This is a genomic window from Ilyobacter sp. (genome assembly GCF_041583315.1).
Taxonomy (GTDB): domain Bacteria; phylum Fusobacteriota; class Fusobacteriia; order Fusobacteriales; family Fusobacteriaceae; genus Ilyobacter.
The window spans coordinates 1-8,881 of record NZ_JBFHGC010000048.1 but is presented as its reverse complement, the minus strand read 5'-3'; the positions used below and the strand labels follow the sequence as shown (position 1 = coordinate 8,881).

Below are 8,881 nucleotides of genomic sequence, written 5' to 3'. Positions count from 1 at the left end.
TTTCAGAGGGAAACAGGGAAATTAAGAAAGGACATCTCTTTTCTGGTGGTAGATAAAGATAACAACGGAATCTACATGGAAGCTTTTAGTTTAGAAGATTCAGCTATTATATTGGAAAAGGCTTCAGAGTCTGAAGAAGCTGGTTTTGACGTGGTGATCGTGCCTAACAAAAGATATCATCTCATGATATCTGATATTCCAGAAAACAATCTTTTCCCAAAGGGAAGCAGACTTATGGTGGTGAAGGATATATCTTACATATCCAACACTAGATATTTTTCCAGCTATATAATGGCAGTGACAATGGTTCTGCTTATTGCTTTTTTCGTAGGTATGATAAATTTTACCATGGAGAAAATCTTCAAGGCTCTGAGGGAGCTTGATGATTTTGGTGTAGCTCTCCAGGGAAAGAAGGTTCCTGATCTGTCTCTGAGATTTGATAAAAGGTATGGTAACCACGAAATAGATACCCTGATAAATACCCTCAATCACTCAGTAGCGGCAATGGAGGATTCCTTTAAAAAGATGGAGGAGTTTTCTTCTAATGTAAGTCATGAACTGAAAACTCCTATGGCATCTATGAAAAGTATGATTGAGGTAGAGCTCTCTAAGGATAGGACAAATGAAGAGTATCAAGAGACTCTTATACGGGTTTTGGAAGAGATAGACTGGCTGATAGGTATAACCAGAGACCTTCTGACCCTTACAAAAAATCCTCAGAGGATAAAAGAGTCTTTTAAACCTATGAAACTTTCCAAGGCGGGAGAAGAGATCTGCGACATAATGGAAATAATAGCCATTGATGAAGGGATCGACCTCAAATGGGATTTTTCGTCTATAGAGGACAGTCTTGTCCTAGGTGACAGTAACAGTATAAAACAGGTCATAATGAATCTCATAAATAATTCCATAAAGTACAACAAGGAAAAGGGTTTTATACGGGTATACGGAGAAAATACAGAAGAGCTGGTCAAGATAGTGGTGGAAGACAGCGGTATAGGAATAGAAAAAGAAAACATATCCAAAGTGACAGAGCGTTTTTTCAGAGAGGACAGTGTGAGAACTGTAAAAAAATCCGGAGTGGGACTGGGCTTGTCTCTGGTGGGGCATATACTTCGCCTGCACGGAGGAGATCTTGAAATTCACAGTGAAAAAGGTGTGGGAAGTGTGTTTAAGATATCTCTTCCGAGGTATAGCGAGGGTAGTTAATGTCCCTCGCTATTATTTTTTTGTAAAATTTGTGCTACAATGATTTTGCCTGGAATAAATAAAAAAAACGGAGGTTTTAATATATGGATTTTTACGTGAGAATGCTTATAAAAGTTTTGGAGAAGTCTATGAGTGCCTGTGAATCTGATGTTTTAAAAAAACTGAAGTCAGGATACGACCTTTCTGCAAAGGATAAAAAGGAATTGGAGTATCTGGTGGACAACCTTTAAAATTTATGACAACAAATCGGGTATAATTACCGGCTTTAAAAAAGGGAATGGGTTTAAACTGCGTATTAAGATTTATGAAGAAATTTTAATTATGATGATTTTAGGAGGATTATATGGAATTTGTCAGGGACTATGGAAAGACAGCCATATTTTTTAGGGATAAAGAATATACTTATAAAGATCTGATACGAGGGGCCAAGTACTATTCCACGCTTTTAGACCTTCAAAAGGGTAAAAGAGCAGTTGTCTTTTCGGAAAACAGACCTGAGATCGCCTTTTCTGTATTTGCCATATGGGAGAAAAACGGAGTAACAATAAATGCAGACGGCGGATACAGTCCTGAAGAACTTGCTTATGTTCTTTCTGATGCCGACCCAAAGTATATCTTTACTTCTGAGAAGAATTACGGGACAGCTCTGGAAGCTAAGAGGCTTTCTGATTCCCCGGTGAGGATAATAAAATTTGAGGACCACGATATACCTGAAAACTTTCAGCCAGAAGACTGGATTCTTAATTCTCCTGAAAAAGAAGAGGTGGCAGTCATCCTCTATACCTCGGGGACAACTGGAAATCCAAAGGGTGTAATGCTTACAGTGGGAAATATCATGTCCAATTTAGACGCATTGAAAGAGATAAAGCTTTATGATGAAAATGACAGATTTCTGGCACTTCTGCCCTACCACCATGTTTTTCCTTTAGTTATAAATCTGTTTGCACCTTTTCACAGCGGGTCAATGGTGGTTATGATAGATGATGTGTCCTCAGAGACCATCAAGGGAGCACTTCAGAAGCATAAAATAACCATAATGATAGGAGTTCCAAGATTGTGGGAACTTCTGCATAAAGGAATTATGAACAAGATAAACAGCAGCAAAGCAGCGGTATATCTATTCAGAGTCTGTGAAAAAATAAAATTTAACTGGCTCAGAAAAAAAATATTCAAAAAAGTCCATGATGCCTTCGGAGGGAGCATGAGGATAATGGCCTCAGGCGGAGCAAAGCTGGACCCTAAGATAATGAAGAATCTGACAACGCTGGGGTTTAAAATGCTAGAGGGCTACGGCCTCACTGAGACTTCGCCGATAATTACCTTTAATAACCCTAAAGATGCCAGGGAAGGGTCTGCAGGAGTGGCCATACCAGGTGTAGAGGTGAAGATATCAGATGACGGTGAGGTGCTGGCACGGGGAGCCAATATAATGAAAGGATATCTCAACAGACCTGAGACAACAGCCCAGGTCATAGATTCTGAAGGATGGTTTCATACAGGGGACCTGGGGAAATTGGATGGCGGGCATCTGTATCTTATTGGAAGAAAAAAAGAGATGATAGTCCTATCAAACGGTAAGAATATTAACCCTGCAGATATAGAGATGGAGATAATGAAAGATGCCAAGCTGATACAGGAGATGGCGGTCACAGAATACAATAACCATCTTGTAGCAATTGTTTATCCTGATTTTGAAGCCATAAAAGAAGCTAATATAACCAATATAAAAGAGACTCTCAAATGGGAGATAATAGACAAGTATAATGTCAATGCCCCGAAATACCGTAAAATTCTCGAGATAAAAATTGTAAAAGAAGAACTTCCGAAAACAAAACTGGGGAAACTGAGAAGATTTAAACTAAATGAGCTCATAGAGGGTACAGAAGAAAAAGAAGATGAGAAAGAAGAAAAGGTAGTTTCTGCAGAACTGCAGACCAATGAATATAAGGAGATAGAGAAGTATCTCAAAGAGAATCACGGGGTGGATGTGACTCCTGAATCTCATTTGGAGCTCGATCTGGGTCTTGATTCTCTGGATCTGGTAGAAATACTGTCTTTTATAGAAAATTCTTTTGGTGTGGAGATACAGGAGGATGAGTTTGTAAAAATAGGAAGTATAGAGGAACTGTGCAAGGTTATAAGGGAGAAGGGCGGAGAATACCGTGAGGGAGATATAAACTGGAATACCATTCTCAATAAGGATATAGAGGTAGAACTTCCGAAATCAGCTACTGCCAGCAAAATATTTAAGCTTTTGACGGCCCCTATATTCAGATTTCATCTGAAACTTGAAAAAACAGGTCTGGAGAATATACCTGATATTCCTTGTATTTTTGCAGGGAATCACCAGAGTCTGGCTGACGGATTTGCTTTTAATCAGGCACTGTCCAATAAAAATCTTGATAAAACCTACTACCTGGCCACAGTGGTTCAGTTTAAGACTCCTCTGAAGGTATTTCTGGCCAAAAGGGGTAACGTGGTAATTGTGGATATAAATAAAAATCTGAAGGAGACCCTTCAAATATCTGCCAAAGTTTTAAAAGAGGGGAAAAACCTGGTGATATTTCCTGAAGGAGCAAGGACCAGGGACGGAGAAATTCAGGAATTTAAAAAATCCTTTGCCATTCTCTCTAAAGAGCTTAATATCCCTGTTGTTCCCTTCGGAATAGACGGGGCCTATGAGGCTATGCCATTTGGTAAATCTTTTCCTCAGAAAGGAAATATGAGGCTTCACTTCTTTCCTGCAGTGGATCCCCAGGGAAAAGATTCTGAAGAGATAATAAAGGAAACTAAAGATATTATTGAACAATGGATAAGGAAATCTTAAAGATGCTGCCATATGGCAGCATCTTTACATTTACAGAGATATTAATAAAAAATATTGTTTTATCAAGAGTAAATGTAAAAAATGTCTGTAATCAGTTTGTTTTATACTGTATTAATACTATCTGTTTTCTTGAAATTGTCATTAAGGATATTTTGTGATATAATTTCTTATGATTTTATACAACGTATTATATAAGGAGATAAAGTGGAGTTTATAAAGGATTTTAAAAAGACAGCAATCATATATGATGAAAAAAAAATATCCTACAGTGACACTATATTGGCATCTAAATTTCTCACTAAAGAGATCGATGTGTGCAAAAAAGACAGGGTAATGATATTCATGGAAAACAGACCTGAATACATATACGCATTCTTGGGAGTGTGGGACAAATCAGGAATCTGTGTTTGTATCGATGCAGGTTTTGGGACAGAGGAGTTTTCTTACTATTTGACTGATTCGGCTCCTAAATATATTTTTGCATCGGACAAAACTGTAAACGTTGCCAAAGAAGCGGCTCAGATTACAGGTGCAGAGGTTGAGATTATAAACGTGGATACTCTTGAGATGGATTTTTCCGGTATAGGGGCGGAAAGTCTCAAAACACCGGAAAAGGACGACGTATCCCTCATTCTCTACACTTCTGGTACTACAGGAGAGCCGAAAGGTGTAATGCTCACACTAGACAATATTCTTCTTAATGTAGAGAGCCTGGACAAGTATAATATGTTTAGATCCAGTGATGTGATTTTGGGGATTCTTCCCTTACATCACATATTTCCTCTCCTGGGGGTGGGTATACTGCCTCTTTTTAAAGGTTCTACAATAGTTTTTCTCAATGATATCTCTTCTCAAGGGATAAAGAAAAGTCTGAAAGAACACAAGGTAACCATAATAATAGGGGTACCTAGACTGTGGGAGATGTTTCATAAGGGAATAATGGGGAAGATAAACAGCAGCAGGGTAGCTAAGCTTGTTTTCAAAATTTCCAAAAGACTGAACAATGAAAAATTCAGCAGAAAAATTTTTAAAAAGGTTCACGATGAATTCGGAGGTAATATCAGATTTTTTGTGGCCGGAGGTTCCAAGCTGGATTCTAAAATAACAGAAGATTTTACAGCTCTCGGAATAAGGATATGCGAAGGCTACGGAATGACGGAAACGGCTCCTATGATAGCTTTTAACCCTGAGACGGAAATAGTCATAGGTTCAGCTGGAAAAATCATCCCGGGAGTCCAGGTGAGGATAGCAGAGGACGGAGAGATACTTGTAAAAGGCAGAAATGTAATGAAAGGCTATTATAATAAACCTGAAGCCACTGCCCAGATAATAGATTCAGAAGGCTGGCTGCATACTGGTGACCTGGGAGAAGTAAAGGGAGAAATTATCTTTATAACAGGAAGAAAAAAAGAGATGATAGTTCTTTCAAACGGTAAAAATATCAATCCTGTGGAGATAGAGATGTGGCTTATGGCAAATACAGATATTATCCAAGAGGTGGCAGTGGTAGAGCACAATAAAGTCCTTACAGCAGTTATTTATCCGGACTTTGGTGCAATCTCAGCTAAGGGGATTACCAACATAAAAGAGACTCTTAAATGGGGAGCTGTGGATAAATACAATATACAGGCTCCAAAGTATAAAAAAATACTGGATATAAAAATAGTGCAGCAGGAACTTCCCAAGACAAAGCTCGGAAAAATCAGAAGGTTTAAAATCTCGGAAGTTCTGAAAGGAGTGGATAGGGCAAGTATAGAGGTTCTAGAACCAGACTACAATGAGTATAAGCTACTGAAAAAATACCTTTTGGGTCTGAAGAATATTTCCGTACTTCCAGATTCCCATCTAGAGCTTGATCTAGGACTTGATTCTCTGGACACAGTGGAGCTACTTGCTTATATTGAGTCCACTTTCGGAGTGAGATGTGACGAAAAAATAATTTCAGAAAATCCTACTCTGGAAAAACTGGCCCTTTATTTGAAAGAACATTCTTCAGATGTTTGTGAAAAATTCTTTAACTGGTCAGAGATATTGAATAAAAAAGTCGAAGTTAAGCTTCCGGAATCTAATATAGTGAGTTCTGTCATGAAAGTAATACTCAAAGTGCTGTTTATATCCCGTCTGAAGTTGAAAAAAGAGGACTTGGGTAAGATTCCAACAGAACCCTGTATATTTGTGGGAAATCATCAGAGCTTTATAGACGGATTTATTTTAAATGAAGCTCTGCCGGGAAAAATTTTGAAAAATACATATTATATGGCCAAGGTTAAGCACTTTAACTCTCCCATGATGAAATTCCTAGGTAAAAATGCTAATATAATGGTAGTGGATATTAACAAGAATCTTTCTGAAACACTGCAGTCCATGGCACAGGTATTAAAAAAAGGTAAAAATATAGTGATTTTCCCCGAGGGAATCAGGAGCAGAGACGGAAAAATAGGTGAATTTAAAAAATCCTTTGCCATTATGGCAAAGGAGCTAAATATTCCCATCTCCCCTTTTGGAATAAAAGGAGCCTACGAGGCTTTCCCAACTGGATCAAAGATTCCAAAATCAGGGAAACTTCAGATAAAATTCTTTAATAAAATACATCCAGGGCAACTGAATTATGATGAGATTTCGTCAAAGGTAATGAATGAAATAAAAGAATGGGTAGAAGGATAAAAAAAAAGGGGGACTATTAAAAGTCCCCTAAGTCCATTCTTTTCAGAAGTTCATATTCTTCTAAAAATCCTTTAACTTTCTTTTTGATCCTCTGAATGGCATTATCCACAGATTTTATCTTTCTGCCTGTTTTCTCAGCAATCTCAATGTAGTTATTTCCCAGTAACATATAGTCAAAGATCTCATTCTCCATCTTGCTCAGATTGTCATTTAAGTATTCTTTTAAAGCTTCTAATTTTTCTTTTCCCAAAAATATCTCTTCAGGATTATAAAAGTTGAAAGATTTACGTTCATAGGAAACATTACTTTCTTCACCTTCATAAAATCCATTGGAAGCAAGGTTCAGCATACGGTGTTTACCTGAATTGGAATTTTTGATAGCTGTTATTATCTGTCTTTTTATACAAAGAGATGCAAATGTATTAAAAGATGTATTCTTACCTTCATCATAAGCACGTATAGCCTTTAATAAACCTATCATTCCTTCTTGCAAGAGGTCGTCTCTGTCTGCACCATTTAAAAAATAATTTTTACTCTTCATCAGAACAAGTCCCCTATACTTGCTAAAAATCTGAGCAACTGCTTCCTGATCTCCCTCTTGAGCCATCTTAACCAAATTGACTTCCATCATTAAAACTCCCCTTTTCAACCAAAACTGTTACTTTAAAATAAAAAGTTATCAATTTTACGTCATGCAATTTCTATTTAAATAAAAACAATAACCACCAGAGTTGTTTTTAACCTCAATAAATCCCCCCATTTAGATTCTCCAGGGTGGTAAATTGTTATTTCTGTTCAAATATACAAGCAAGGTTAAATTTCGAATTTATATCAATTTTTATGGTTGATATTAAAACAAAATAATTCTCTTTTAATCACTAATTTTATATTATGCTATAAAAAAATCCTAATATTATGATATTCTAAAAATCCGAAAATGTCAAACAAAAACTATATCCTAAAGGCACTGTAAACGGTTACCAAACCCCTATGTTTGTAATTTTTTAAAACTTCTCAAATGGGTCTTTGTAATAGATATAGTCCAGTTTAGACCTTATAAGCCGATTGTATTCTTTTATTTTTTGTTTTCTTTCACTATTTTGAAATCCTATAATACAAAACATCTCCCATATGAAAACCCATCCTCCCACATAGAAGCCTTCAGGTAAAATTTCAAAATATAAATTTTTATTTACATAATTCTGGAAAAATATGGAGATGGATACAAAAATGATGCCTATCAATGCATATTTAAATGCTCTGATATTGTGCTGCCTTACCTCAGCCTTTGTCCTGAAAAGCATATATTTAAAATAATTTTTCAGGCCGATAAGGCTCCGGTGCTCTTTTTCCACATCCTTCATCTCTTCCGGCATAAAAAAGTTTATAATGAGGTCGTGTTTTAAAGGTATTTCAAAGGAAGATTCTTCCAAATATTCTATAAGATCACTGTCTAAATCACGCCTCTTAAAAGGTGAGAAATCCCATTCATTATACAGATCTCCGTATATATCTATGGAAATATCAATAATATATGAATCACTTTTTTTTTCATATCTAAATATTTTTTTATAGTTAAAATTTTCATCTTTTGACTTTTTAAACATTTGAATCACTCCTTTTCTTAATATATGTATTTTAGAATGAAATCTTTTAAATGTCTATATATTTCAAGCAGTTAAGAATCTATATTGCAATTTAAAATTTTGTAATAAAAATGATGGTAGAAAATGTATTGTCCAGGAATTTACTGCTGGAAGAATAGATACTGTTAATTTAGAGAAGGGGAATACTTTGTTTTATATAGTAAGTATAGGGGGTTTTTAGTTACACTTCCGGGTAAAATATATGACAAAATCATAAGATGTTTTTTTGAAAAAGATACTGAATATGGAAATTAAAAAAATTATTGACATTCTTTTTTGACTGTGATATTATTAATCCTGTCCTAAGGGGCACATTGTATGCGGGAATAGCTCAGTTGGTAGAGCGTCAGCCTTCCAAGCTGAATGTCGCCAGTTCGAACCTGGTTTCCCGCTCCATGTGGTGAGCGTAGTTCAGTTGGTAGAGCGCCAGTTTGTGGTACTGGTTGTCGCGGGTTCGAATCCCGTCGTTCACCCCATATAATATGCGTCACTAGCTCAGTTGGTAGAGCACACGACTTTTAATCGTGTTGTCACA

Annotated in this window: 6 protein-coding genes and 2 tRNA genes; 6 read left to right on the top strand and 2 right to left on the bottom strand. The window is 36.5% G+C overall.

Going from position 1 to position 8,881, the window contains the following annotated elements; genetic code table 11:
* The 4 genes from ABZA26_RS03015 to ABZA26_RS03000 all read left to right on the top strand — a co-directional run.
* A partial coding sequence (locus ABZA26_RS03015; protein ID WP_372713040.1) for a sensor histidine kinase occupies window positions 1-1,209 on the top strand: 1,209 nt, incomplete at its 5' end.
* 83 nt (window positions 1,210-1,292) lie between these two features.
* A complete protein-coding gene (locus tag ABZA26_RS03010) occupies window positions 1,293-1,439 on the top strand; it encodes a hypothetical protein (RefSeq protein ID WP_372713039.1) in 147 nt (48 codons plus the stop codon).
* A 113-nt stretch (window positions 1,440-1,552) separates the two neighbouring features.
* Window positions 1,553-4,036, top strand: a complete 2,484-nt coding sequence (locus tag ABZA26_RS03005; protein WP_372713038.1) for an AMP-binding protein — start codon at window positions 1,553-1,555, stop codon at window positions 4,034-4,036.
* A gap of 204 nt (window positions 4,037-4,240) precedes the next feature.
* Window positions 4,241-6,700, top strand: a complete 2,460-nt coding sequence (locus ABZA26_RS03000) for an AMP-binding protein (protein ID WP_372713037.1) — start codon at window positions 4,241-4,243, stop codon at window positions 6,698-6,700.
* A gap of 16 nt (window positions 6,701-6,716) precedes the next feature.
* On the opposite strand, the gene ABZA26_RS02995 is transcribed toward ABZA26_RS03000, so the two are convergent.
* Window positions 6,717-7,331 (bottom strand): sigma-70 family RNA polymerase sigma factor, encoded by a 615-nt coding sequence (locus tag ABZA26_RS02995; protein WP_372713036.1) that lies wholly within the window; start codon window positions 7,329-7,331, stop codon window positions 6,717-6,719.
* 373 nt (window positions 7,332-7,704) lie between these two features.
* Window positions 7,705-8,307: a hypothetical protein gene (locus tag ABZA26_RS02990; protein ID WP_372713035.1), complete on the bottom strand. Its 603-nt coding sequence runs from the start codon at window positions 8,305-8,307 to the stop codon at window positions 7,705-7,707.
* A gap of 359 nt (window positions 8,308-8,666) precedes the next feature.
* On the opposite strand from ABZA26_RS02990, the gene ABZA26_RS02985 reads away from it, so the two are divergent.
* Both ABZA26_RS02985 and ABZA26_RS02980 read left to right on the top strand, forming a co-directional pair.
* A tRNA-Gly gene (locus tag ABZA26_RS02985) sits at window positions 8,667-8,742 on the top strand.
* Window positions 8,743-8,746: 4 nt separating this feature from the next.
* A tRNA-His gene (locus ABZA26_RS02980) sits at window positions 8,747-8,822 on the top strand.
* Window positions 8,823-8,881 lie beyond the last annotated feature (59 nt).